Source organism: Aquabacterium commune, from assembly GCF_004362855.1.
Taxonomy (GTDB): domain Bacteria; phylum Pseudomonadota; class Gammaproteobacteria; order Burkholderiales; family Burkholderiaceae_C; genus Aquabacterium; species Aquabacterium commune.
Window position 1 is genome coordinate 70,164 of record NZ_SNXW01000010.1, and the last position, 23,980, is coordinate 94,143.

The following is a 23,980-nucleotide window of genomic DNA, read 5'->3' on the forward strand; positions in this document are numbered from 1 at the left end:
ACCGTCCTCTGTGCCACTGCCGCGCAAAGCAGGGCCTGCCTTTGGCCGAGGATCGGCAAATCTGATGCGGTCCCCGAAGGCGAGCAAGTCGTCATGGTGACGCAATTCATGGCCGCAGTGCCGGTGAAGGCCCTTGGCGATGCCGTTCAAAGCGTCGAAGCACACACGTGTGAAGTCACCGCCGCGCTGAATTGCTTGTTCAGTGGCGTTTGAGTGCAGGCATCGAGCCCCTGTTATGCTAAGGTAATACCTTGTGTGTTTTTGAAGGTCGAACTCGCCATGGCTGATGCTGTCATTCGCCCTGTTGCCATCAAAATTGGCGCCGACATCAAAGAGCGTGTGAAGCGCCTGGCCGAGGCTCGTCAGCGCACGCCTCACTGGCTCATGCGTGAGGCCATCTGCCAGTACGTTGAGCGTGAAGAGAAGCGCGAAGCTTTTCGCCAAGACACCCTCAAGGCCTGGGAAGCGTACCGCGCCACAGGCTTGCATGCCACCGCACAAGAGGTGGATGGCTGGCTGGCAAGTTGGGGCACAGACAACGAACTGCCCGCGCCTGCATGCCACAAGTGAGGTTCGCGCCGTCTGCCGTGCTTGACTTGCAGCGGCTGCGTGAGTTCCTCAGGCCCCACAACCCACTCGCTGCGCAGCGCGCAGGCCAGGCCATCATCAAGGCTGTGCAAGTGCTGGGCCTGCAGCCCCACATCGGCCGCCCCATTGAAGGCCTGCCCGACGAGTTCCGGGAATGGGTGATCGACTTCGGTGACACGGGCTATGTGGCCCGCTATCGCATCGATGGGGATGTTGTGATCATCCTCGCGGTGCGCCATCAGAGGGAAGTGGGCGGCTGATCCGCCGGCACATGGAAGCGCTGCCCCTCCCGCAGGGGCTCGATGCGGTGGCGGCTGTCCAGCGCCCGCACCTGCGACAGCACCGCCGGCACCTCGCCGGGCTTGGGGTGGGTGATGTACACGCTCACCTCGCCGTCCAGCTGCGCCAATTCCTGGGCCAGGGTTTCGGGTGAGAGGTGGCCGCTGATGTTCGCCAGGTGCGCTTCTTCGTTGCCAAACGCGGTCTCGATCACCAGCTGGGCAATGCGCAAGCCGTTCAAGGCCTGCCACAGCGCCGGGTTCGGGCCCGTGTCACCGGTGAACACCCACCAGCCCTGGGGCGTGTCCACGCCGAAACCCACGGCCGGCACGGTGTGGGCGGCTGGCAGAACGTGCACCAGGCGGTCGGTCTGGCCGCCGCGCGCGGCAAAGCGCAGCGTCTGGCCCACCTGCACTTCGTGGAACACCAGCACCGGGTGTGCCGCGCTGGGCAACCGCGTGAAATCGGGCCAGATCACGCCGTTGAAGATGTGCTGGCGCAGCGCCTCCAGCGTTTCCGGGAGCGCGTGCACGTGGATGGGTTTGAGCTGGGCAGGCCCGCCTGCGCCCATGCGCAACTTGATGACCGTGTCGGCCAGCAAGGGGATGCTGAGAACGTGGTCGAGGTGGCTGTGCGTGACGAGGACGTGGTCGATGCGGGCCAGTTCGTCCAGGCGCAACTCGCCCACGCCGCTGCCGGCATCGATCAGGATGTCGTCGTCCAGCAGGAAGGAGGTGGTGTGGCAGCGGGCCGCGATCGACCCGTAGCAACCCAGCACGCGGATCATGTCGGCACCGGCTTGTGGCTTGGCGTCAGGCTCACGCCTGCACGAACTGCATCTGCGTGCCGGCCAGCTCGATCACGTCACCGCTCTTCAGGTGCACCGGGTCGGCCGCGACGGGCTCCCCGTTCACGGTCGGGCGGGCGCTGCCCTCGACGTGGGCGAACACATAGCCGCCCGGGCGTTTGGTGATGGAGGCCACCTGCACGCCAGGCTTGCCCACGGTGGTCACGACCTTGGTGAGCGCCACTTCACGGCCTGCCGCAGCGCCGTTGAGCACCTTGATGGACGCGGGCGTTTGCTGGGGCAGGCTGCCGAAATTGCTGCCGAAGCTGCCCATGCCTCCCGAAAGCGTGCCACCGAAACCGGACAACGGCGGGGTGGTGCTCGGGCCGGACGGGCTGCGGGCGCCCAGGGCCGTTGGCAGCGGCGTGTCCGAGCGCATGATCATGGTCTTTTCGTAGTCCGAGCCCTCGTCCACCAGGAACTTGATCTTGTACTTGCCGATCTCGACCGTGTCGTTGTGCTGCAGCAGCTGCTTCTTGACGGCCTTCCCGTTGATGTAGGTGCCGTTGGTGCTGTTGAGGTCTTCGAGGAAGACATTGCCACCCACCAGCTGCAGCACAGCGTGCTCACCGCTGACGGCCAGGTTGTCGATCACGATGTCGTTGTAGGGGCGCCGTCCCAGGGTGGTCTTGTCTTTCGTGACTTGGACCTCCTTGATGACGACCCCATCGAGTGAGACAACCAGTTTTCCCATTCGTAACCTCTTCGGGTATGGATCTTGATATTGGATGTTCAGCCCAGGCCGCCCAGCCGCTTGAAGGGCCACCATGACCTGGGCACCGGTTCGGCCACTCCCTGGGCCCGCACCAGCACGACAGCGATATTATCCCGCCCGCCCGCCTCGTTCGCCGCGGCAACCAGCGCCCCCCCCATGTCCGCCAGCGAAGTGTGGGCAGACATGACGTCAGCGATCTGCGGGTCGCGCAGCATGTCGGACAGGCCATCCGAGCACATCAGGTAGATGTCGCCGGACTGGACTTCGTGCAGGTGGGTCTCCAGCAGGGCGAGGTCTTCCACGCCCAGGGCCCGCGTCACGAGGTTCTTGTTGGCCGAATACAGCGCCTGCTCGGGCGTGAGCATGCCAGCGTCGATCTGCTCTTGCAGTAACGAATGGTCTTTGGTGATCTGCTGGAGTTGGCCTGCGCGCCAGCGGTAGCCGCGCGAGTCGCCGATGTGCCCCATCAGCAGGCGCCCGGAGCGGAACACGCCCATCACCAGGGTCGTGCCCATGCCGGCGTAGGTCGGGTTGGAGTTGGCGGCGCTGAAGATGGCGCGGTTGGCGTTGTCCACGCAGATGTCCATGGCGCGCTTGACGTCCGTGTCGCTGGCGTTGGCCGCCGCTTCACTCAACCAGCGGCCGAGCTCGGCCCGGATGAACTCGCAGGCCATGCCGCTGGCCACCTCGCCCGCGGCGTAGCCCCCCATGCCATCGGCCAGAACGGCCAGGGCGCAGGGCTCCTCGAGGGCGATGCTGTCCTCGTTGTTGGTGCGCACCCGCCCGGTGTCTGTCTGACTGTAGAACTCGAACTCCATGGCCAAATTGTCGCTGTGTTGGGTCGATGCGGGGATCGGGGATGTCGTCAGGGCGTTGCGCGGAGGCCGTCAACCGAGGTCGATGTCGAGGCCACCGCCCGGCCTCGGCACCTGCGGCGGAGGCGAATCGGGCAAGCTGCGCAGCACCGCCCGCAGATCATCGGCCATTTGCTGGCCGCTGGCATAACGCGTGGCGGGGTGTTTTTGCAGCGCCAGCGCCACGATGTCACCCAATGCGGGCGGCAGCTCGGGGCGAAGGCTGAGCAAGGGCGTGGGTGGCTCCCGCCCGATGGCACGCATGAGCGCCGCCATGGAATCGTTGCGGTAGGGCAGCGCACCTGTGAGCAACTGGAACAGCGTGACGCCCAGCGAGTACACATCGCTGCGGCCGTCGGTGGGCTGCCCGGACAACTGCTCGGGCGACATGAAGGTGGGCGTGCCCAGCACCACGCCCGTGCGCGTGCGGGTGGCGTCGGCCACGCGGGCCACGCCGAAATCCATCACCTTGACCACGTCGTGGGCCAGATCGACCATGATGTTGGCCGGCTTGACGTCGCGGTGGGTGACGCCACGGGTGTGTGCGTAGGCCAACGCCTCGGCCACCCGCGCGGTGATGCGCAGCACCTGCGGCACGCTGAGCAACTGGCTGGCCTGGGCATGGCGTGCGAGGTCCACGCCCTCGACCAGCTCCATGGCGATGTAGGCCAGCCCATCGACCTCGCCCGCGTCCAGGATGCCGACGATGTCGGGGTGCTGCAGTCGACCGGCCATCTCGGCCTCGCGCAGGAAGCGGTTGCGGGCGTCCACCAGGTCGTCGCCGCTGAATTCGCGGGACAAGGCCATGGTCTTGATGGCCACGCGCCGACCCGTGGCTGGATCGTGCCCCTGATAGACCGCGCCCATGGCGCCCTGGCCCAAGGGCTTGTCGATGAGGTAGCGGCCCAGGCCCGGCTGTGACAGGGTGGGCACCGGCCGCGGCGGCACGGAGCCCCAGGAACTCACCGTGGCCACCTGGGCCAGGCCACGGACACGCATCAGGCGATGGCGCACCTCGGGCCAATCGGGGTCGATGTCGGCCATGTGCTCATAGACGTCGCGGGCCGCTTCGAAGCGGGCATCGGCCTCGAAGGCCGCCGCGATGCGCTCGCAGGTCTGCAGGGTCGCCTCGCGGTGGCTGGCATCCGGGATGTAGCCGCGCAGGGTCTCCCAGGCCTGGTCCACCGGCGCATCGCCCTGCGCTTGCAGGACGCGCTGGATGCGCTGGATGCGCTGCGGCGGCGTCAGCGGCATGGGCTGCGAGTGCCTGCCCTCTTGCGCATGGCCGTCGTCCAGGTCATCGAACCAGCTGTCCAGGGCGGGCGAGGAGCTGCGGGCGCCGCTCAGGGTGCTGTCATCGGTGCTGTCATGGGCGCTGTCTCGGACGCTGCTGGCCACGCTGTCGCCGAACACGCCGGGCGCGATTTCCTGGCGAGACGCCTCGCGGTGAGCCAGCGAAGAATCCACAAACCCGTCGCGCTCGGCCTGCCTGCGCTCACGACGGGCCTGCTGAGCGTCCTCGGCCACCGGCGCGGTGTCGGTGAAATCAGCCCAGTCGGTGGCTGCCTGTTGACTGTGGCGCCGGGCCCGCGATGCTGCACGGCGCCCCCAAGGGCTGCGCCAGATCAGCCAGATCACCAGCGGCAGCACCAACAGCAGATACCACAGCGGCATGGGCATCCCGAACGTGACGCTCAGGAAGCGCTGGGCTCAACCCGAGCGGCCAGCGCCTTGCCCACGGCCAGCACCAGCAGAGCACACAGCCCACCCGCTGCATAGCGCACGGCGTCACCTTGCGGCAGGTAGCCCTGGATGGCCGGATCGGTCACCGCCAGGGTGCCAGCGATCCAGCCCAGCAACATGCCGCCGGCTGTGACGATCATGGGGAAACGGTCCATCAAGCGCAAAACGAGGCCACTGCCCCACACGATGATGGGGATGCTCACCAGCAAACCGAAAATCACCAGCGGCATCTGGTGTCCTTCGTGTCCGGCGCTTTGGGCTGCACCGGCGATGCCGATGACGTTGTCCACGCTCATCACGAAGTCGGCCACGATGATGGTCTTGATGGCGCCCATCAGGCGGTCGCTGGCCTGCAGGTTGCCGTGGTCCTCGTCCTCGGGCACCAGGAGCTTGACGCCGATCCACAGCAGCAAGGCCGCGCCCACCAACTTCAGGTAGGGCAGTGCCAGCAGGGACATGGCGAAGAAAATCAGCACGACGCGCAACAGGATGGCGCCCGCGGTGCCCCACAGGATGCCTTTGCGACGGAGCTCAGGCGGCAGATTGCGACAGGCCAGCGCGATGACGATGGCGTTGTCGCCGCCCAGCAGGATGTCGATCATGATGATCTGGCCAACTGCAAGCCAGAACTCGGGGGTGAGGAAGGCGTCCATGTGCGATGAAAGAATCAGATCTTGAGTGTAGGGGCTGAGGATGGCGCTCAGACAAAAAACCGGGCCGGCGAACCACCCCCAGAAGGGCGATGCGCCGGCCCCTAGCATCCGACCAGAATCAGGCTGATTCAGGCCGAATCAAGTCAGAGCGGTCAGATCAGCGACTTCAGGATGCGACCCATTTCCGACGGGTTGCGCGTGACCTTGAAGCCGCACTCTTCCATGACGGCCAGCTTGGCATCCGCCGTGTCGGCGCCACCGGAGATCAGCGCACCGGCGTGGCCCATGCGCTTGCCCGGAGGGGCGGTGACACCGGCGATGAAACCGACGATGGGCTTCTTCATGTGGTCCTTGCACCATTGAGCGGCTTCGGCTTCGTCCGGGCCGCCGATCTCGCCGATCATGATGACGGCGTCGGTGTCGGGGTCGTCGTTGAAGGCGCGCATCACGTCGATGTGCTTGAGGCCGTTGATGGGGTCACCACCGATGCCCACGGCGCTGGACTGACCCAGGCCGAGTTCGGTCAACTGCGCCACGGCTTCATAGGTCAGCGTGCCGGAGCGCGAGACCACACCGATGCGGCCCTTGCGGTGGATGTGGCCGGGCATGATGCCGATCTTGATTTCCTCGGGCGTGATCAGGCCGGGGCAGTTGGGGCCCAGCAGCAGGGTTTTCTTGCCGCCAGCCGCTTCCTTGGCCTTCATCTTGTTGCGCACCATCAGCATGTCGCGCACAGGGATGCCTTCGGTGATGGCGATGACCAGGTCCAGGTCGGCCTCGACGGCTTCCCAGATGGCGTCAGCGGCACCGGCGGGCGGCACGTAGATCACCGACACGGTGGCGCCGGTTTGCTGCGAGGCTTCCTTGACGGAAGCGTAGATGGGGATGTCGGAGAACTTCTCGCCGGCCTTCTTGGGGTTCACGCCCGCCACGAAGGCGTTCTTGCCATTGGCATAGGCCTGGCAGCCGAGGGTGTGGAACTGCCCGGTCTTGCCCGTGATGCCCTGGGTGATGACCTTGGTGTCCTTGTTGATGAGGATGCTCATGATGGTTCTTTCCTGGGGCGTTACTTGACGGCGGCGACGATTTTGGTGGCCGCTTCGGCCATCGTGTCCACGCTGATGATGGGCAGACCAGAGTCAGCCAGCATCTTCTTGCCCAGGTCTTCGTTGGTGCCCTTCATGCGGACCACCAGCGGCACGTTCAGGTTCACGGCCTTGCAGGCGGTGATGACGCCATCGGCGATGGTGTCGCACTTCATGATGCCGCCGAAGATGTTGACCAGGATGCCCTTGACGTCAGGGTTCTTGAGCATGATCTTGAAGGCCTCGGTGACCTTCTCGGCGGTGGCGCCGCCACCCACGTCCAGGAAGTTGGCCGGCTCGCCGCCGAACAGCTTGATGGTGTCCATGGTGGCCATGGCCAGACCGGCGCCGTTCACCAGGCAGCCGATGTTGCCGTCGAGCTGGATGTAGGCCAGGTCGAACTTGGAGGCTTCCACTTCGGCCGGGTCTTCCTCGTCCAGGTCGCGGTAAGCCACGATTTCGGGGTGGCGGAACAGCGCGTTGGCATCGAAGTTGAACTTGGCGTCGAGGGCGATGACGTTGCCCTTGCCGTCGCGGTTCAGCGGGTTGATTTCAACCAGCGACGCGTCGGTGTCCATGTAGCACTGGTACAGCTTCTTGAAGATGTCCTTGGCCTGGGCTTGCGAGTCGGCCGGCATGCCAATGCCGTCGGCGATCTGCTGGGCTTGCGCGTCGGTCAGGCCGGCCAGCGGGTCGATGAAGACCGTGATGATCTTCTCGGGCGTGCTGTGGGCGACTTCTTCGATGTCCATGCCGCCTTCGCTGGAAGCGATGAAGGCGATCTTCTGGGTGCCGCGGTCGGTGACCACCGACACGTAGTATTCCTTTTGGATGTCAGCGCCGTCTTCGATGTACAGGCGGTTGACCTTCTGGCCCTCGGGGCCGGTCTGGTGGGTCTTGAGCTGCATGCCAAGGATGTCATTGGCCAGGCGGCGCACGTCGTCGATGGACTTGGCCACCTTCACACCACCGCCCTTGCCGCGACCACCGGCATGGATCTGGGCCTTGACCACCCAGACGGGGCCGCCGAGCTTTTCGGCGGCAGCCACGGCTTCGTCAACGGAAAACGCCGGGATGCCTCTTGGGACCGGCACGCCAAATCGGCTCAGGATCTCTTTGCCTTGGTACTCATGAATCTTCATGGGGATCTCGCAATGTGGTGATGCGTTCGTGTCGAACGTGACAAAACCCGCCCAGGCCGATCGGGCGGGGGCGAGCGCAACGCCTTCCGGGTTGGCCGGCCTGCGTCGCAGCGGTCAGCATAGCACTGCCACCCCTGGGAGTGAATGTGGTTTTCCGCAGGGCTGCATGGCGTCGCATGCGTCATCAGCCGAGGATGGCGTCTGAAGGGGTGAGATGCTGGGGGGAAGAGGGCCAATTCAGGGCTCGCCATCACCGCCACCGCGCTCAGGGCCGACGTCCAATTCCGCACCCTCGCAGGCCTCACCCCCTTCACCGCGCGTGACTCGGCGCACCACGTCGGAGGAAAAACCACGGGCTGTCAAGAAGCGCACCTGCTTGGCACGGTCTTGGGGCGCCTGGGCGACTTCGCCGTAGCGCCGGACCCACAGGGCGTGGGCGCGAGCCAATTCTGTGTCGCGCAAGGTGCGGACCACGGCCTGGGCAATGTCTGACGGCAGGCGGTGCTGCGTCAACTCGGCCTGGATGCGCGCTGCGCCAAAGCGGGCCGCTTTGCGATGGACCATGGACTCTGCGAAGCGCTCCGCCGACAGGAGGCCTCGGGCTTCCAGCTCGTCCAGTGCAGCATCCACCTGCTCGGGCGATTCGGCATGGGGCGCCAGCTTGCGCTGGAGCTCCAGACGGGAGTGCTCGCGGGCGGCGAGGTATTTCAGGGCGCGCCCCTTGAGCGACACTTTGAGCGACAGCTTCATGGGGAGCCCCTCACCGTGCGCCCAAGCACCTCAGCCCATCACTCGGCCGAGGACGCATCCGCACCCACCGGGCGCAGGGAGATGCCCAGGGATTCGCGGATCTTGTTCTCGATTTCGCGGGCCAGGTCGCTGTTTTCGCGCAGGAACTCGCGGGCGTTGTCCTTGCCTTGGCCGATTTTTTCACCGCTGTAGGCGTACCAGGCGCCCGACTTGTCCACCACCTTGGCGGTGACACCCAGGTCGATGACCTCGCCTTCGCGGCTGATGCCCTCGCCGTACAGGATGTCGAATTCAGCGGTCTTGAAGGGGGGCGCCACCTTGTTCTTGACGACCTTGACCTTGGTTTCGTTGCCCACGATCTCTTCGCCGCGCTTGATGGAACCGGTGCGGCGGATGTCCAGGCGCACAGACGCGTAGAACTTCAGCGCGTTGCCACCGGTGGTGGTTTCGGGGCTGCCGAACATCACGCCGATCTTCATGCGGATCTGGTTGATGAAGATGACGGTGCAGTTCGTCTTCTTGATGTTGGCCGTCAGCTTGCGCAAGGCCTGGCTCATCAGGCGGGCCTGCAGGCCGGGCAGCGCGTCGCCCATTTCACCTTCGAGTTCGGCCTTGGGCGTCAGCGCGGCCACGGAGTCCACGACGATCAGGTCCACCGAGCCGGAACGCACCAGGGCGTCGACGATTTCCAGGGCCTGCTCGCCGGTGTCGGGCTGGGAGATCAGCAGGTCTTGCAGGTTGACGCCCAGCTTCTGGGCGTACTGGGCGTCCAGGGCGTGTTCGGCGTCGATGAAGGCGCAAACACCGCCCAGCTTCTGCATTTCAGAGACGACTTGCAGGGTCAGCGTGGTCTTGCCGGACGACTCCGGGCCGTAGATTTCGATGACGCGACCGCGGGGCAGGCCGCCGACGCCCAACGCGATGTCCAAGCCCAGGGAGCCGGTGGAGACGACCTGGATGTCTTCGATCACTTCGCCCTCACCCAGGCGCATGATGGAGCCCTTGCCGAACTGCTTTTCAATCTGGGCCAACGCGGCCTGCAGGGCCTTGGCTTTTTCGGTGTTGAGGTTGGACTTCGCAGTGGCTTCCATGGGGTCTCCGGCACTGGGCCTGTGGGTTCGGGGTGCAGTCACAAACGGCTGTTCGCCTGTTTGCCTGCCGGGCTGTGTTGGCTGCATTATGGCAAAGACTGGATATCTGTACAGTACCTGGCAGTGATTTTTTTATCCCTCTTGAGGGGGTGTCTGTTGTCACGCGCCGGCACATGCGCTGCTTTAGACTGATCCGATGAGCACCGCCCGCACCCACGCCACCACCGCTGCCGCACCCCGGCCCCGCGTCAACCTGGCCCTGCAGGGTGGGGGCTCGCACGGGGCGTTCACCTGGGGCGTGCTGGACCGGCTGCTGGACGAGGACGGCCTGGACATCGGCGCCATCTCGGGCACCAGCGCGGGAGCGCTGAACGGGGCGGTGGCGCTGTCGGGGTACGTGACGGGCTTCCAAGGCGGCGCCTCGAAGCAGGCCACAACAGGCACATCGGTGGGTGCACCGGAAGGCACCGCAGGCGAAGCCATCCGACGGGCCCGCAAGCACGCCCAAAAGGCGCTGCACGGCTTCTGGCAAGACGTCAGCCAGCATGGCCCCCTGGTGTCGCCCATGACGCTGCAAGCCGACGGCCAGCTCAAGAGCCAGTTCAATTTCGACCAGTTCCCGGCCTATCAGTGGCTGAACATGTTCACGCGGGCCTTCAGCCCCTACGAGTTCAACCCGCTGAACCTCAACCCGCTGCGCGACATCCTGGTGCGGCACGTGGACGTCGAAGCCCTGCACACCGGCTGCGCGCACTGTGGGATCCCGCTGTTCGTGACGGCCACCTCGGTGCGCACCGGCCAGGCGCGCGTGTTCAGCGCCGAGCAGCTCAGCCTGGACGCGCTGCTGGCATCGGCCTGCCTGCCTTTCGCCTTCCAGGCGGTGGAGATCGACGGCGAGCACTTCTGGGACGGCGGCTACACCGGCAACCCGGCGCTGTTCCCGCTGATCTACAACACGCCCAACAGCGACCTGCTGCTGGTGCGCCTCAACCCCCTGCAGCGCGAGGACAACCCGACGCGCAGCATCGACATCATCGACCGGCTCAGCGAAATCACCTTCAACGCCAGCCTGATCGGCGAGATGCGCGCCATTGCTTTCGTCAAGCGCCTGCTCAAGGAAGACAAGCTCGACCCCGGCCGCTACAAGAACCTGCACATGCACATGGTCGCCGACGACGCGGGCATGGCCGAGTTCAACGCCTCCAGCAAATTCAACACCGACTGGGCCTTCCTGCAGACGCTGCACCAACTGGGCCACCGGGCGGCCAGCCAATGGCTCACCCAGCACCGCGAACAAATTGGCCACAGCAGCAGCTTCGACATCGAGGGCTTCTTCCTGGGGCAGCACCCGCATCCTTGATGTGACGCAAGTCTGGCCAGCCGCGTCCGCGCGAACATGAAGGCCTGAACCACCCAGAGCGACACGCAAGGCGCCCCATGACCCTCGACCACCACCCCCTGGCCAAAGATTTCCCCGAACTCAAGGACAAGATCCACACCTTGAAGACCAGCGATGCGCACTTCGCCCGTCTGGAGCGCGAATACGAAGACCTCGACAAGGCCATCGTGCGCCTGGAAACAGGCATCGAGCACAGCTCCGCCGCGGACTTCGAATCCAAGAAGCTGCGCCGCGTGGCCCTCAAGGACGAGCTCTACGCGCTGCTCAAGGCCTGACAAAAGCAGGACGCCGACCTGAACGCTTCTGCGTCGGTCGGTGGCATGCCACTTAAAATGGCGGGATGACCCCTCCCGCACCTGCCGCCTCCACCGCCCCCCTGTCCACCGGCACGCCTGACGCCGCCCCGCCGCCCATGCGCTTGTCGGGGCTGGAGCCCGTGCTCATCGGGCAAGGCTCGCTGTTCGTCAACGTCGGTGAACGCACCAACGTGACGGGCTCGAAGGCCTTCGCGCGGATGATCCTGGAGGGGCGTTTCGAGGACGCGTTGTCCGTGGCCCGCCAGCAGGTGGAAAACGGCGCCCAGGTCATCGACATCAACATGGACGAGGCCATGCTGGACAGCAAGGCCGCCATGGTGCGCTTCCTGAACCTGATCGCGGGTGAGCCGGAAATCGCGCGCGTGCCCATCATGATCGACTCGTCCAAATGGGAGGTGATCGAGGCGGGCCTGAAGTGCGTGCAGGGCAAGGGCATCGTCAACTCGATCTCTCTGAAGGAAGGCGTCGAGAACTTCGTCCATCAGGCCAAGCTGGTCAAGCGCTATGGCGCGGCGGCCGTGGTCATGGCCTTCGACGAGCAAGGCCAGGCGGACACCTTCGCGCGCAAGAAAGAGATCTGCGAGCGCGCCTACCGCATCCTGGTCGATGAGGTCGGCTTCCCGCCCGAGGACATCGTCTTCGACCCGAACATCTTCGCCATCGCCACCGGCATCGAGGAGCACGACAACTACGCCGTGGACTTCATCGAGGCCACGCGCTGGATCAAGCAGAACCTGCCAGGCGCCAAGGTGTCGGGCGGTGTCTCGAACGTGTCTTTCAGCTTCCGCGGCAACGAGCCTGTGCGCGAGGCCATCCACACCGTGTTCCTGTACCACGCCATCCAGGCGGGCATGGACATGGGCATCGTCAACGCCGGCATGGTCGGTGTCTATGACGACCTGGACGCGAACCTGCGCGAGCTGGTCGAAGACATCGTGCTCAACCGCCAACCCGTCTTCAAGGATGGCGAAGACACCACGCTGACGCCGACCGAGCGCTTGCTGGCCATCGCCGAGCAGGTCAAAGGTGCCGCCAAGGACGACACGGCCAAGCTGGCCTGGCGCGGCACGCCAGAGGCACCGGTGTCGGTGGCGCAACGCCTGAGCCACGCCCTGGTGCACGGCATCACCGAGTTCATCACGGCCGACACCGAAGAGTGCTATCAAGAGATCAAGGCAGACGGCGGACGCCCCCTGCACGTGATCGAAGGCCCGCTGATGGCTGGCATGAACACCGTGGGTGACCTGTTCGGTGCGGGCAAGATGTTCCTGCCGCAAGTGGTGAAGTCCGCCCGCGTGATGAAGCAGGCCGTGGCCCACCTGCTGCCCTACATCGAAGAAGAAAAAAAACTGCTGATCGAAGGCGGCGGCGACGCCAAGGCCAAGGGCAAGATCGTGATCGCCACCGTCAAGGGCGATGTGCACGACATCGGCAAGAACATCGTCACCGTGGTTTTGCAGTGCAACAACTTCGAGGTGGTCAACATGGGCGTGATGGTCCCGTGTAAGGACATCCTCGACAAGGCCAAGGAAGTCGGCGCGGACATCATCGGCCTGTCAGGCTTGATCACGCCCTCGCTGGAAGAGATGCAGTACGTCGCCGCCGAAATGGAGCGCGACGCCTACTTCCGCGAACGCCAGACGCCACTGCTCATCGGTGGCGCCACCTGCTCGCGCGTGCACACCGCCGTGAAGATCGCGCCGAACTACAGCGGCCCGGTGGTCTATGTGCCCGATGCCTCGCGCGCGGTGGGGGTGTGCTCCGAGCTGCTGAGCGACGAGCGCCAGGTGGCCTACATCGCCGAGCTCAACGCCGACTACGCCAAGGTGCGCGAGCAGCACGCCAACAAGAAAGCCACGCCGATGGTGTCGCTGGCCGAGGCCCGCACCAACAAGGCGCTGGTGGACTTCGCGGCCCACACGCCCGAGGCACCGAAGTTCATCGGCCGGCGCGTGTTCAAGAACTACGACCTGGGCGAGCTGGCCCCCTACATCGACTGGTCGCCCTTCTTCCAGACCTGGGATCTGCACGGCCCCTACCCCGCCATCCTCAGCGATGCGGTGGTGGGTGAAGAAGCCCAGCGCGTGTTCGCCGATGCCCAGGCCATGCTCAAGAAGATCGTCGAGGGCCGCTGGTTGACGGCGCATGGCGTGATCGGCCTGTACCCGGCCAACACGGTGGACGACGATGCCATCGCGCTGTACGCCGACGAGACCCGCACGACCGAGCTGATGCGCTGGCACCCGCTGCGCATGCAGAGCGAGCGCCCGGTGGTGGACGGGGTGAAGCGCCCCAACCGCTCGCTGGCCGACTTCGTGGCACCGCACCCGGAGGCCGGCGGCAAGGCCGACTACATCGGCATGTTCGCCGTCACCGCGGGCCTGAACATCGAGAAGAAGGAAGCCGAGTTCATGGCCCACCATGACGACTACTCCGCCATCATGCTCAAGGCCCTGGCCGACCGCCTGGCCGAGGCCTTCGCCGAGCGCATGCACGAACGCGTGCGCAAGGAGTTCTGGGGCTACGCCAACGCCGAGGTGCTGGACAACACCCAGCTCATCAAGGAGCAGTACCGCGGCATCCGCCCGGCACCGGGCTACCCGGCCTGCCCGGACCACACGGTCAAGCGCGACATGTTCAAGGTGCTGGACGCCCACGAGGTCCACATGCACCTGACCGAGAGCCTGGCCATGATGCCGGCGGCCAGCGTCAGCGGCTTCTACCTGGCGCACCCGGAGGCCGCCTACTTCAACGTGGGCAAGATCGGTTCGGACCAGGTTGACGACTGGGCGCAGCGCACCGGTCACAACCGCAGCGATGCCGAGCGTGCATTGGCACCGCTGCTCTGAGCCCACCCCTCTGGTTTGACCGGAGGCAGGGCGTGACGGATGTCGCACGTGCCGCCCCTTTCTGGCGCAGCCGTTTCAGGCTCTTACACCTGAGGCATCCGGCTGCAGGACGTTCACCGGGGAGCGTGGCAGATTGGCAACCATTCCGATCTGCCCTCGGTCACGGCCGCCATGCCGAACCGCTCCGCCATGTTGTTGCTCGCCCGCGTCACGCCCTTGCTGCACCGCACCACCCTCGCCAGCCTGGCCTGGGGGAAGCGCGCCGCCATGGTGGCCGGGATGGCCGTCATGCTGGGCCTGGGCGCCTGCGGCGGCGGGGACTCGCCCAGCAACACCTCCCCCCGTGAGCAGGCCGCGGCCAAGCCCGCCAGCGACAGCGAGGCTCACCGCTTTCTGCAGCAGGCGAGTTTCGGGCCCACACCCACCCAGGTTGCACGGCTCAGAGAAGTCGGCTATGGCCCATGGATCGACGAGCAGTTCGATGCCCAGCCCGCGCTGACCCATGTGCAGACGGTCGAGGCGTCTGCGGCAGCCAAGGCGCGCTCCGCTGGACCCAGCCCTGATGACATCATCTACTCTTGGTGGACACACGTCCTGCGAGACGAACAGGCCCAGTTGCGGCACAGGGTGGCCTTCGCGCTCTCAGAGATCTTCGTCATCTCCATCAACAACGTTGGCAATGGTCGCACCGTGGCCAGCTACATGGACATGCTGACGCAGCAGTCCAGTGGCAACTACCGTGACTTGCTCGAAGGCGTGGCGATGCACCCAGCGATGGGGCAATACCTTTCGCACATGGCCAATGTGAAGGCAGATGGCAGCGGTCGCGTGCCGGACGAAAACTTTGCGCGCGAGGTCATGCAGTTGTTCTCGATCGGCCTGTACGACCTCGACGACAGCGCCCAGCCCAAGTTGATCAACGGCAAGCCGGTTGAGAGCTACAACGCCAACGACATCAAGGGGCTGGCACGGGTGTTCACCGGTTTCAGCTGGATGTGGCCAGCCTCCAAGTCGGGGCAGCCTTGGTGGAAGTGTTTCTGGCGTTGGAACGAGTGTTCCGATCCGAACACCCAGGACATCAGCCCGATGCAAGGCTATGCGGAGGCTCATGAAGCCGGCGTGAAACAGTTCTTGGGGGTGACCGTGGCCACCCAGAGCACCGCCAACCCCCAGGCCAGCCTTCGTGTGGCCCTGGACACCCTGGCCAACCACCCCAACACCGCGCCGTTCCTCAGCCGTCAACTCATCCAGCGCCTGGTGACGAGCAACCCCAGCAATGCTTATGTGGCGGACGTAACCCGCACCTTCCGCCAGAGCAACGGGAACCTGCGCGCAGTGGTCAAGGCCATCCTGCTGCACGATGAGGCACGTCGCCCTGCTGCGGCCACCCTGTACAGCTACGGCAAGCTGCGCGAACCCGTGTTGCGCCTGGCACACCTGCTGCGCGCCCTGCCCCACACCAGCGACCGCTACCTGAGCAGCGGCTCGGTCTTCTATGCTGCGATCGACACGAGCGATGCGGCCAGCTCTCTCGGTCAGACACCGATGCGCTCGCCCTCGGTGTTCAACTTCTTTCGCCCTGGCTACCGGCCACCGCAAAGCGCCATCGCGGCGGAAGGCCTGGTCGCACCCGAAGCCCAGATCGCCACCGAAACCGCAGCACTGGGCTACGCCAACTTCGTGAGCAACATCCTGGAGAGCGGCTGGGGAGAGTGGAGCAGTACCATGCGTCGCAACGATGTGCAGTTCGATTTCAGCCCCTGGCTGGGCAAGGCGGTCACGCCATCCGACCTGATCGATGCCATTGCCACGCTGATGCTGGGCCGCCCGCTGAGCGGCACCGCACGCACCACCGCCATCACAGCCATCGACGGCATGCCCAAAACCACCGATGCCAACAAGCGCCAGCGGGTGCAAGCCGCGGTGCTGCTGGTGGCCGTGTCACCGGACTTCATGGTCCAGCAATGAGCCAGGAGCAAGACGTGAGTCACCCCCACCACCCTGACCGGCGCCGCTTCCTCCAACGCGCGGCCTCCATGTCTGCCATGGGCGCTGCGCTGCCTTTTGGCTTGAACATGGGCACGCTGACGCAGGCGTCTGCCCAGAGTGCAGGCGGCGGCTACAAGGCCCTGGTGTGCCTCTTCTTCAACGGCGGCAACGACGCTTTCAACATGGTGCTGGCCACGGACAGCACATCCTGGGGGCACTACCTCCACCACCGGCGCCCCACAGATGGCAGCACCTCGATCGCGCTGATGGAACCCGGTGTGGCGCCAGTGAGCAGCGCATCCGGCGCCACGCCAGAGCGCCTGGGTGGTGTGCTGCCCATCAACCACGCGGGGCGCAGCGTCCATGCGGGTCGCACCTTCGCGCTGCACCCGGCGCTGAGCAAGCTGCAACAGATCCACAATGCCGGACGCGCCTGCGTGCTGGCCAATGTGGGCCCACTGACGCGCCCGACCAGCAAGCTGGACTACGCCAGCGCCACCGCGAGCAAACCAGCCAAGCTGTTCTCGCACAACGACCAGCAATCCACCTGGCAGTCGTTCCAGCCGGAGGGTGCCAGCGAAGGCTGGGGCGGCCTGATGGGGGACCTGCTGATGTCGGGCAATGGCGGCGGCCGCAGTGCCACCGATGCCGCCATCGTCCAGCGCATGTTCACCTGCATGACGCCCGCCCAGACCTCCGTGTGGCTGGCAGGACGCTCGGTGCTGCCCTACCAGAGCAGCAGCACCGGCATCCAGAGCCTGGGCAGCGGCGGACGCATCTATGGCAACGCGGGCCTGCAGACTGCAGTGGCCTCGGTGATGGGCACCATCCCCCCCGGAGGCAGCACCCCCAACGACCGCACCAGCCTGTTCGTGCTGGATCAGCAGAAACTGGTGCAGCGCGCGCTGACCGCCAGCACCCTGCTGGGCAACGCCTTGGCGCCACTGGGCAGCAGCCCGTGGAGCAGCGCTGGCGTCACGAACCCGTACACCGACCCCCTGCTCCACTACACCAGCCCGGTGGACGGCACGCAAAAGCTCAACGGCGTGGCCTTGCAGTTGCAGATGATCGCGCGACTCATCGACACCAACCGCACGGCCAGCCTCGGCATCACGCGCCAGTTGTTCATGGTCAACATGGGCGGCTTCGACACCCATGACAAGCAGATCAGCGAACAGGCCGACCGCATGGCTTCGCTGGACCACGCCCTGAACTACTTCGACACCGTGCTGGCCAGCATGCCGGGCGGCGACATGCGCAGCCAGGTGACCACCTTCACAGCATCGGAGTTCGGCCGCAGCTTCACCAGCAATGGCGATGGCACCGACCACGGCTGGGGCTCGCACCACATCGTCATGGGTGGTGCGGTCCATGGCACCGAGGTCTATGGCACCTTCCCGCAGTACAGCTCGGCCGACACCGCCGGCAATTTCAGCAGCCCCGACCAGATCCAGAACGGCGTGCTGATCCCGACCACCTCGGTGGACCAGTACGCCTACACGCTGGGCAAGTGGATGGGCGTGAGCCCTGGCGACCTGGCGACCCTGTTGCCCAACCTGGGCCAGTTCAGCAGCAGCACGCACGACCTCGGCTTCATGCGGGTTTGAATCCGGCTCAGGGCCAGCATGAACCTCAAGCCAGCTGATCGATGGCCTGGTCCAGGGTGGCGAGGAAGGGACGCACGTCCACCGGCTTGGTGACATAGGCCTGGAAGCCCCGGGCCTGGGCTTCGCGGATCGTCCCGGGCATGGCGTCGGCCGACAAGGCGATGCGTGGGATGCCGGCGGTGCAGGCGTCGCGGTCAAGGCTGCTGGCCAGATCGAGGCCGGACATGTCACCCAACTGCATGTCGATGAGCATGAGGTCAGGCCGTCGTTGGGCCACGTGCTGCAAAGCCTCCGCACCGGAGCGGGCCACCCGCAAGGCGCAGGCCGGGCGCAACTCCAGGATGCTCGTCAACAGGGCGATGTTGACCTCGTTGTCTTCCACGCAGAGGATGTCCACGGGGCGCTGCATGGCCTGATCGCCACGCAAGGGCAAAGCAGCCAACGGTGCAGCCACCTCCTGAGACTCGGCACGCGGCAGAAACACCGACACCTCGGTGCCCTCGCCGGGGGCGCTGCGCAGGCTCAGGCGGCCGCCCATCCATTGCACGAGGCGCTGCACGATGACCATGCCGATGCCCGAGCCGTCGATGTCGCTGCCTTCGGCGCCCAGGCGGTTGAAGGGCTCGAAGAGGTGCGCCTGCTGCTCGGGCGTCATGCCCTGGCCGTTGTCGCGCACCGTCAGGCAGACCTCGCTGCCCACCAGCGACGCGGCCAGCCAGACATCGCCGCCCGGCCGGTTGTACTTGATGGCGTTGGTCATCAGGTTGACCAGCACTTGCTGCAAGCGCAGCATGTCGGCGCGCACGGCCAGCGGCCCTTGGGGCTGCTCGGGCAGGAGCGGTCGGTGCAGCGACACCCCGTGCGCGTGCGCCGTGGACACCACCAGGCTGTGCACCTCGTCGAACACGCCGCGCACGCCCATGGCCCCCATGTGCAAGGCCATGTGGCCAGCCTCGATGCGGGAGAGGTCGAGCACGTCGTTGACCAGGGCCAGCAGGTGGCGCCCGGCACGCTCCAGCACATCGACGCGCTCCCACTGCTCGGCGCCCAGGGGCTCGGCGGTGCTCATCTTGAGCAGCTGCGCGAAGCCGAGGATGGCGTTGAGCGGCGTGCGCAGCTCGTGGCTCATGCGGGAGAGAAACTCGGACTTGACCGCGCTGGCCTGCTCGGCCGCACGCGCCTGCACCAGGGCCTCCTGGTAGAGCTTTTGCTCGGTGATGTCGTGCTGGTAGCCGAAGCGCGCGTGCCGGCCGGTGGACTGCAGCGCCGAGCAGGCGCGGCCCGCGACATGGCGCACGCCCTTGCGGGGCAAGACCACGCGGTACTCGAAGGTGGTGTCGGCGTTGGTGCGCAAGGCGTTGGCGACGATGGCCTGGAAGCGCTCACGGTCGTCAGGGTGGACGCGGTCGAAGATGCGGCGGAAGTCGGCCTCGACCTCTTCGGGCTCGTACTCCAGCAGCTCGCGCACGGCCTCGCTCACGAAGGTGACGTGGGGCACGCCCTGCTCGTCGGCGTCGAGCTTGTAGAACACGCCGGGCAGGTGCAGGCGCAGGCTGTCGAGCAGCCCGGCGGCATCGCTGTGCGCGATCTCTTGGCGCTTGCGCGCGTCGATGTCCTGCAGCACGTGCAAGGTCTGCGCGCCCATGGGCTGGCTGCGGTGCGCGAACCAGCGCCAGCTGCCATCGGCCATGCGCCAGCGGCGGTCGGCACCACGTTCACCCACGGGCTGCCCCTCCGCGAGAGCGCGGTCGTCTGGGTGCACCAGGTCTTGCCAGTGCCCCGCGCCGAAGCCCGCGCCCAGCCAGGCCGTGACCTTGGCGCAGGCCTGGCTGGCCCGCCCATCGGCATCGGCCAGGAACCAGGCAGCGTCCAGCAGCTGCAAAACGGCCAGGGGGGGCACCAGGTCGGGGGCGGCCTGCGCCATTTCGGGTGAACTCATCGACATCCAGGGAGAGGCAAAACGGCTTTGCACCACTTTGGCACAACAGCCGCGTGGCGCACAACGGGGTGCATCCCACCCCTGCCGTGCTGCGCTGCACCACGGCCGTTGACCGCCCCGAGGCCGTCAGCCCAGCGACAGCAGGGGCTTCAGGTAGCGCCCGGTGTGGCTGTCGGCGTGCACGGCCAGGGCCTCGGGCGTGCCCGCCAGCAGCAGGCGCCCGCCGCCCGAGCCGCCTTCGGGGCCCATGTCGATGAGCCAGTCGGCCGTTTTGATGACGTCCAGGTTGTGCTCGATGATGACGATGGTGTTGCCCGCATCGCGCAGTTGGTGCAGCACCTTGAGCAGCAAGGCGATGTCGTGGAAGTGCAGGCCGGTGGTCGGCTCGTCAAGGATGTAGAGCGTGCGGCCGGTGTCGCGCTTGGAGAGCTCCAGCGCCAGCTTGACGCGCTGCGCTTCGCCGCCGGACAGCGTGGTGGCCGACTGGCCCAGGCGGATGTAGCCCAGGCCGACGTCCATCAGCGTTTGCAGCTTGCGCGCGATGCTGGGCACGGCGCTGAAGAAAGCCAGCGCGTCCTCCACCGTCAGGTTCAGCACCTCGTGGATGTTCTTGCCCTTGTAGAGCACCTCCAGCGTTTCGCGGTTGTAGCGCTTGCCCTGGCAGACGTCGCACGGCACGTACACGTCGGGCAGGAAGTGCATCTCCACCTTGAGCACGCCGTCGCCCTGGCAGGCCTCGCAGCGGCCACCGGCCACGTTGAAGCTGAAGCGCCCGGCGTTGTAGCCGCGCTCGCGGGCGGTGGGCACGTCGGCCATCAGCTCGCGGATGGGCGTGAACAGGCCGGTGTAAGTGGCCGGGTTGGAGCGCGGCGTGCGCCCGATCGGCGACTGGTCGACGTTGATGACCTTGTCGAACAGCTCCAGGCCTTCGATCTCGTCGTGCGGTTCGGGGTCGAGGTGGGCCTGGTAGAGCTTGCGCGCCACGGCCGCATACAGCGTGTCGTTGACCAGGGTGGACTTGCCGGAGCCCGACACGCCCGTCACGCAGGTGAGCAGGCCCACGGGGAACTCGGCCGTCACGCCCTGCAGGTTGTGGCCGCGCGCATTGACCACGCGCAGGCGCGGCGTCTCGTCGGTGAAGGGGCGGCGCTGCGTGGGCACCTCGATGCGCAAGGCGCCCGACAGGTAGCGGCCCGTGATGCTGTCGGGCGAGGCCGTGACCTCTTCGGGCGTGCCCTGGGCCAGCACGCGCCCGCCGTGCACGCCGGCGCCCGGGCCCATGTCCACCACGTGGTCGGCGGCGCGGATCATGTCCTCGTCGTGCTCGACCACCAGCACGCTGTTGCCCAGGTCGCGCAGGTGCTGCAGCGTGCCGATGAGGCGGTCGTTGTCGCGCTGGTGCAGGCCGATGCTGGGCTCGTCGAGCACGTACATCACGCCCGTCAGGCCGGAGCCAATCTGCGAAGCCAGGCGGATGCGCTGGGCCTCGCCGCCCGAGAGGGTGTCGGCGCTGCGGTCCAGGCTGAGGTAGTTCAGGCCGACGTCGTTGAGGAAGCGCAGGCGCGAGCGGATCTCGTTGACCACCTTGGCCGCGATCTCGGCCTTGGCGCCCACCAGGTGCAGTTGCGCGAAGTAGGCATGGGCCTCGGCCAGCGTGGCGTGGCCGATCTCGTAGATGGCCTTGGTGTCGCCACTGACGGCATCGTGCAGTTTGACGTTGCGGGCCTCGCGGCGCAGGCGGGTGCCATCGCACTCCGGGCAGGCCTTGGGCTGCTGGTAGCGGGCCAGTTCTTCGCGCACGGTGGCCGAATCGGTCTCTTTGAAGCGGCGCTCGAAGTTCGGGATGACGCCTTCGAAGGCGTGGCTGCGCTTGACCTTGCGCTTCTTGCCGTTGGCGCCTTCGGCCTCGTAGGTGAACTCGATCTCGTCCGCGCCCGAGCCGTAGAGCAGCACCTGCTGCAGGTGTGCGGGCAGCTCTTCGAAGGGCTGGTCGATGTCCACGCCGTAGTGCTTGCCCACCGACTCGATCAGGCTGTAGGTGTAGGGGTTGCGGCGGTCCCAGCCCTTGACGGCGCCACTGCCCACGCTCAGCGAGGGGAAGGCAACCACGCGCTGCGGGTCGAAGGCGATGACATGGCCCAGGCCGTCGCAGGTCGGGCAAGCGCCCACCGGCGAGTTGAAGGAGAACAGCCGCGGCTCCAGCTCCGACAGCGAGTAGCTGCACACGGGACAAGCGAACTTGGCCGAGAACAGATGCTCCTTGCCCGTGTCCATTTCGAGCACGAGGGCGCGGTCGTCGGCCAGGCGCATCGCGGTCTCGAAGGATTCGGCCAGGCGCTGGGCCATGTCGGCGCGCACCTTGAGGCGGTCCACCACGACGTCGATGTCGTGCTTCTCGTTCTTGGCCAGGGGCTGGAGGTCGATGGCTTCGGTGACCTGGCCGTTGATGCGGAAGCGCACATAGCCCTGGGCCTGCATGTCGGCGAACAGCTCGGCGAACTCGCCCTTGCGGTCGCGCACCACGGGCGCCAGGACCATCAGCTTGGTGTCTTCGGGCAGGGCCAGGGTGGCGTCCACCATCTGGCTGACGCTTTGCGCCTGCAGCGGCTGGCCGTGGTCGGGGCAGAACGGCGTGCCGGCGCGGGCGAAGAGCAAGCGCAGGTAGTCGTGGATTTCGGTGACCGTGCCCACCGTCGAGCGGGGGTTGTGGCTGGTGGCTTTTTGCTCGATGGAAATCGCCGGCGACAGGCCCTCGATGACATCGACATCGGGCTTGTCCATCAGCTGCAGGAACTGGCGCGCGTAGGCGCTCAGGCTTTCCACATAGCGGCGCTGGCCTTCGGCGTAAAGCGTGTCAAAAGCCAGGCTGGACTTGCCCGAGCCCGACAGGCCGGTGATGACCACCAGCTGGTTGCGCGGCAGGTCCAGGTCGATGTTTTTCAGGTTGTGCGTGCGGGCGCCACGGATCTGGATTTCCGTGCGCTCTGCCCGGGGTGCGGTTCGGGGTGCGGTCCGGGGCTCACTCCGGGAAGCCGACCGAGGCTCGGAGCGGAGGGCTTGGGCGAGGTAGGGAGCGGATTCGCCGGACGGCGCAGCGGCATCGGGAGCGGCAGGAACAGCAGGGGAATCAGGGCGAGGCATGAGCGACTCAGAGCAAGGAACAGGCCCACCCACCAGGGGCAAGGGCAACCGGCCATGATACGTCGGCTCAGGCCTCGCTGTCCTCGTCCACGCAATGCGCCACGATGGCGCCCAGGCGCTCGATCTCCACGCGCACGGTGTCACCGGCGCGCAGGAACTTCGGTGGGCTGAAGGCCGCGCCCACGCCGCTGCAGGTGCCGGTGAAGATGACGTCGCCGGGCTCCAGCGTCATCACCTGCGTGAGCTGCGCGATCTGCGACCACACGGTGTGCATCATCAGCCGCGTGTTGCTGTGCTGGCGCAGCTCGCCATTGACCCAGCAGCGCATCTCCAGCCCGTGCGGGTCGCCGACCTCGTCGGAAGTGGTGATCCAGGGGCCGAAGGGCGCGTGGGTGTCGAAGCTCTTGCCCAGCGTCCACTGCGAGGTGCGCTTCTGGAAATCGCGCACCGACACGTCGTTGCCCACGGCGTAACCGAACACCACCTCGTGGGCGCGCTCCAGCGGCACATGGCGGCAGCGCTGGCCGATGATGGCCACCATCTCGGCCTCGTAATCGCTCATCTGCGAGACGCGCGGCAGCACGATGTCGTCGAAGGGCGCATGGATGGCATTGGCCAGCTTGGGGAACCAGACCTGGTGCTCGGGCACGGTGCGGCTTTCGCCCACGATGCTTTCCTGCACATGCTCCAGGTAGTTCAGGCCGATGGCCAGGGTCTTGCCCGGGCGCGGGATGGGCGCCAGCAGGTGGACGTTGTCGAGCGTGAGGTCGGCCGGGGCCCCCGCGGCCAGCGCCGCCACCTGGGCGCGCACCGCCGGCCAGTGGGTGATCAGGTCGATCATGGGCTGGTGCGCCGAGAGCTGGGCACCGTGCGGCAGCGTGAGCTTGTCGGCGAGGGTGACGAGTTCGTTGCCGCGCAGGACACCGATCTGGGCGCCACTCACGGCGCCGCTCTGGGCCTGACCGAGGTGTTCGAAGGTGCACACATGCATG

At 66.3% G+C, this 23,980-nt stretch carries 20 protein-coding genes; 8 read left to right on the plus strand and 12 right to left on the minus strand.

Annotated features, from left to right (window positions below):
• Nucleotides 1–51 precede the first annotated feature (51 nt).
• From EV672_RS19385 to EV672_RS15440, 3 genes are all read left to right on the plus strand, one after another.
• On the plus strand, nt 52–213 hold the full coding sequence (locus tag EV672_RS19385) for a CcdB family protein (RefSeq protein WP_424923167.1): 162 nt from the start codon (nt 52–54) through the stop codon (nt 211–213).
• 66 nt (nt 214–279) lie between these two features.
• A complete protein-coding gene (locus EV672_RS15435) occupies nt 280–570 on the plus strand; it encodes a CopG family ribbon-helix-helix protein (protein ID WP_133610935.1) in 291 nt (96 codons plus the stop codon).
• On the plus strand, nt 558–848 hold the full coding sequence (locus tag EV672_RS15440) for a type II toxin-antitoxin system RelE/ParE family toxin (RefSeq protein ID WP_133610807.1): 291 nt from the start codon (nt 558–560) through the stop codon (nt 846–848). The genes EV672_RS15435 and EV672_RS15440 overlap by 13 nt, the downstream gene beginning before the upstream one ends.
• Here the strand turns inward: EV672_RS15440 and EV672_RS15445 are convergent.
• The 9 genes from EV672_RS15445 to recA form a co-directional block, all read right to left on the minus strand.
• Nucleotides 827–1,654, minus strand: a complete 828-nt coding sequence (locus EV672_RS15445) for an MBL fold metallo-hydrolase (RefSeq protein WP_133610809.1) — start codon at nt 1,652–1,654, stop codon at nt 827–829. The two genes, EV672_RS15440 and EV672_RS15445, sit on opposite strands and share 22 nt — an antisense overlap.
• Before the next feature lie 31 nt (nt 1,655–1,685).
• Nucleotides 1,686–2,408: an FHA domain-containing protein gene (locus EV672_RS15450; RefSeq protein ID WP_133610811.1), complete on the minus strand. Its 723-nt coding sequence runs from the start codon at nt 2,406–2,408 to the stop codon at nt 1,686–1,688.
• A 38-nt stretch (nt 2,409–2,446) separates the two neighbouring features.
• Entirely contained in the window at nt 2,447–3,247 is an 801-nt protein-coding gene (locus EV672_RS15455; protein ID WP_133610813.1) for a Stp1/IreP family PP2C-type Ser/Thr phosphatase, read from the minus strand.
• Nucleotides 3,248–3,316: 69 nt separating this feature from the next.
• Complete coding sequence (locus EV672_RS15460) at nt 3,317–4,957, minus strand: serine/threonine-protein kinase (protein WP_243738723.1); 1,641 nt, start codon at nt 4,955–4,957, stop codon at nt 3,317–3,319.
• A 20-nt stretch (nt 4,958–4,977) separates the two neighbouring features.
• Nucleotides 4,978–5,679 (minus strand): TerC family protein, encoded by a 702-nt coding sequence (locus EV672_RS15465; RefSeq protein ID WP_133610817.1) that lies wholly within the window; start codon nt 5,677–5,679, stop codon nt 4,978–4,980.
• A gap of 152 nt (nt 5,680–5,831) precedes the next feature.
• Nucleotides 5,832–6,725 carry a succinate--CoA ligase subunit alpha gene (sucD, locus tag EV672_RS15470; RefSeq protein ID WP_133610819.1) on the minus strand — a complete coding sequence of 298 codons (894 nt, stop codon included), beginning with the start codon at nt 6,723–6,725 and terminating at the stop codon, nt 5,832–5,834.
• Between the two features lie 20 nt (nt 6,726–6,745).
• On the minus strand, nt 6,746–7,906 hold the full coding sequence (gene sucC / locus EV672_RS15475; protein WP_133610821.1) for an ADP-forming succinate--CoA ligase subunit beta: 1,161 nt from the start codon (nt 7,904–7,906) through the stop codon (nt 6,746–6,748).
• Between the two features lie 237 nt (nt 7,907–8,143).
• The gene (gene recX, locus EV672_RS15480; protein WP_133610823.1) at nt 8,144–8,656 is read right to left on the minus strand and encodes a recombination regulator RecX; all 513 of its coding nucleotides are present in this window, start codon (nt 8,654–8,656) and stop codon (nt 8,144–8,146) included.
• Nucleotides 8,657–8,694: 38 nt separating this feature from the next.
• The gene (gene recA / locus EV672_RS15485) at nt 8,695–9,747 is read right to left on the minus strand and encodes a recombinase RecA (protein ID WP_133610825.1); all 1,053 of its coding nucleotides are present in this window, start codon (nt 9,745–9,747) and stop codon (nt 8,695–8,697) included.
• A 196-nt stretch (nt 9,748–9,943) separates the two neighbouring features.
• Between recA and EV672_RS15490 the strand changes: the two genes are divergently transcribed.
• From EV672_RS15490 to EV672_RS15510, 5 genes are all read left to right on the plus strand, one after another.
• On the plus strand, nt 9,944–11,107 hold the full coding sequence (locus EV672_RS15490) for a patatin-like phospholipase family protein (protein ID WP_133610827.1): 1,164 nt from the start codon (nt 9,944–9,946) through the stop codon (nt 11,105–11,107).
• 77 nt (nt 11,108–11,184) lie between these two features.
• The gene (locus EV672_RS15495) at nt 11,185–11,421 is read left to right on the plus strand and encodes an HP1242/YdcH family protein (RefSeq protein ID WP_133610829.1); all 237 of its coding nucleotides are present in this window, start codon (nt 11,185–11,187) and stop codon (nt 11,419–11,421) included.
• Nucleotides 11,422–11,486: 65 nt separating this feature from the next.
• Complete coding sequence (gene metH, locus EV672_RS15500) at nt 11,487–14,312, plus strand: methionine synthase (RefSeq protein ID WP_133610831.1); 2,826 nt, start codon at nt 11,487–11,489, stop codon at nt 14,310–14,312.
• A 171-nt stretch (nt 14,313–14,483) separates the two neighbouring features.
• Nucleotides 14,484–16,280 carry a DUF1800 domain-containing protein gene (locus EV672_RS15505; protein ID WP_133610833.1) on the plus strand — a complete coding sequence of 599 codons (1,797 nt, stop codon included), beginning with the start codon at nt 14,484–14,486 and terminating at the stop codon, nt 16,278–16,280.
• A gap of 14 nt (nt 16,281–16,294) precedes the next feature.
• Nucleotides 16,295–17,908 carry a DUF1501 domain-containing protein gene (locus EV672_RS15510; RefSeq protein ID WP_166643605.1) on the plus strand — a complete coding sequence of 538 codons (1,614 nt, stop codon included), beginning with the start codon at nt 16,295–16,297 and terminating at the stop codon, nt 17,906–17,908.
• 25 nt (nt 17,909–17,933) lie between these two features.
• Here EV672_RS15510 and EV672_RS15515 read toward each other — a convergent pair whose 3' ends face one another.
• The 3 genes from EV672_RS15515 to EV672_RS15525 all read right to left on the minus strand — a co-directional run bounded on the left by EV672_RS15515 (nt 17,934) and on the right by EV672_RS15525 (nt 23,979).
• Nucleotides 17,934–19,847, minus strand: a complete 1,914-nt coding sequence (locus EV672_RS15515) for a PAS domain-containing hybrid sensor histidine kinase/response regulator (RefSeq protein ID WP_166643606.1) — start codon at nt 19,845–19,847, stop codon at nt 17,934–17,936.
• Nucleotides 19,848–19,973: 126 nt separating this feature from the next.
• Complete coding sequence (gene uvrA / locus EV672_RS15520) at nt 19,974–22,988, minus strand: excinuclease ABC subunit UvrA (protein WP_133610839.1); 3,015 nt, start codon at nt 22,986–22,988, stop codon at nt 19,974–19,976.
• Between the two features lie 67 nt (nt 22,989–23,055).
• On the minus strand, nt 23,056–23,979 hold the full coding sequence (locus EV672_RS15525) for a fumarylacetoacetate hydrolase family protein (RefSeq protein ID WP_133610841.1): 924 nt from the start codon (nt 23,977–23,979) through the stop codon (nt 23,056–23,058).
• Nucleotide 23,980 lies beyond the last annotated feature (1 nt).